This is a genomic window from Streptomyces sp. SA15, from assembly GCF_002291145.1.
Lineage (GTDB): Bacteria > Actinomycetota > Actinomycetes > Streptomycetales > Streptomycetaceae > Streptomyces.
The window spans coordinates 1-1,782 of record NZ_NTGE01000028.1; the positions used below are offsets into that span (position 1 = coordinate 1).

Annotated in this window: 2 protein-coding genes and 1 pseudogene; all 3 read left to right on the forward strand. The window is 73.1% G+C overall.

Annotated features, from left to right (window positions below; genetic code table 11):
- Nucleotides 1-642: pseudogene (locus CLM62_RS04665) on the forward strand (ATP-binding protein); the annotation flags it as partial.
- Nucleotides 639-965 carry a nucleotide pyrophosphohydrolase gene (locus CLM62_RS04670; RefSeq protein ID WP_095748589.1) on the forward strand — a complete coding sequence of 109 codons (327 nt, stop codon included), beginning with the start codon at nt 639-641 and terminating at the stop codon, nt 963-965. The pseudogene CLM62_RS04665 and the gene CLM62_RS04670, both read left to right, overlap by 4 nt.
- 175 nt (nt 966-1,140) lie before the next feature.
- Nucleotides 1,141-1,599, forward strand: coding sequence for a DUF6099 family protein (locus CLM62_RS04675; protein WP_095748590.1), 459 nt, complete (start codon nt 1,141-1,143; stop codon nt 1,597-1,599).
- Nucleotides 1,600-1,782 lie beyond the last annotated feature (183 nt).

Here is a 1,782-nt window from a genome sequence, read left to right on the forward strand (position 1 = left end):
ACCGCGCTGCTCCCGCTGCGCGTGGCCGGCAAGACGGACGGGCAGCGCCGGGTGCTCGCCGCCGCGGAACAGATGGTGGTCGCCCTGCGCTCGGTCTTCGCCTGCGACCCCTCGCCCGGACGGATGCGCGCCCCCGTGCCGACCGGCTCCGGGCGGCTGCTCGGCGGCTGCGACAACCTCGCCGACGTGCTGTGGCGTACCCGCGCGGAGTGCGGGAAGCGGCACGGACTGCTCGTCGCCGCGGTGCGCGCCGGGTGCGCCGGCCCCGTCGCGGACCTGCTCGCCGAACCGCTGGCCGACGGGACCGTGCGGGCGGTGCTCGACCGGGGCGACGGGATCCGGACGGAGCTCGGGCGGCTGGGCGACGGGGAGTTGAGATACGTCGCCCTCGCGCTGGTACTGCTCACCGGGCCCGGCGTGCTGGAGCTCGACCCGGCCGGCGAGGTGCCCGCCGCCCTCCAGACGCTCACCGTGCTCGCCGACGGCCTCGACCGGGGCCTCGACCCCGGCCAGCGCGGCGAACTGCTGCGACTCGCGGCCCGGATGTGCGAGCGCGGCCACATCCGCCTGGTCGGCGCGGTGAGCGACGCGTCGTGGGCCGCCGGGACGGACGGGGTCACGGTGGTACACCTGAAGCCGTGACAGAACCTCTCGACGTGGCGAGACTGCAGCGCAGGCTGGCCGAGTTCGCGGCCGCGCGGAACTGGCAGCCCTACCACACCCCCAAGAACCTCGTCGCCGCGCTCAGCGTGGAGGCCTCCGAACTCGTCGAGATCTTCCAGTGGTTGACGCCGGAGGAGTCGGCCCGGGTGATGGACGACCCCGACACCGCGCACCGCGTCACGGACGAGGTCGCCGACGTGCTCGCGTATCTGCTCCAACTGTGCGAGGTCCTCGGCATCGACCCGCTGGCGGCGCTGGACGCGAAGATCGACCGGAACGAGCGGAGGTTTCCGACGCCATAGGAATCGTCACTTTGTGTAGTCAAGAATCGGTTCGTAACCGATTAGTTGTCCGCAGATTTCCGTCTTCCTCTGGCTTTTCGTCTCAGAGCCACTCACGCTGGGTAGTGGGCGAGTAGTGGACGAAGGAGTTCGGGCGGACGCGTCGAGGGCGCGTCGGGACAGACGGGGGCACCTCATGGACGCGGTGCGACTCATCGTGACGAGCAGGCGGGCCCTGGCGGGGAGCGCCGACCCGCCGGACGTCATGGCGGAGGTGTGGCAGGCGCAGGCCCTGGCCCAGGCGATCGGCAGCCGCCTCGCGGTCTCCGGACCGCCGGAACTACGGGGCGAGGCACTGGGGTTGACCGAGCTGGCGGGCAGAGGCTGCGGCGTCCTGGACCGGCCGGACATCGACGCGGAGGACCTGCGGGCCGCCCAGCTCACCGAACTGGGCGACGCCCGCCAGGCCCTGACGTACCTCGGCGGCCTCCTCGGCGAGGTCGGCATCGCCCTCGTCGGCCTCGCCAGCGCCGCGGACGACGAGAGCACGTACTGGCAGTGCATGGAGGCCATCGACGCGGCGGACGAATCGAGGGACCGGGTGCTGGAGATGCTCAGGAAGCTGGCGGACCGGGACGAGGCGCTGCCGGCGTAGCCGCGGGCAGTCGTGCCGCCGGGGCGCGGCTCCCGGTCCTCAGGCGTCAGAGCCGAACAGGGCGCACATTTCCTGGGGCGGCGCTGGGTCAGTCGTTCAGAGGCCAGGTCTCCCAGGTCCGGTCGACGGCGGCGCCGTGCCGCCGGGCGACGGCGAGCCCGCAGGCCCCGGCCAGGGCGCGGC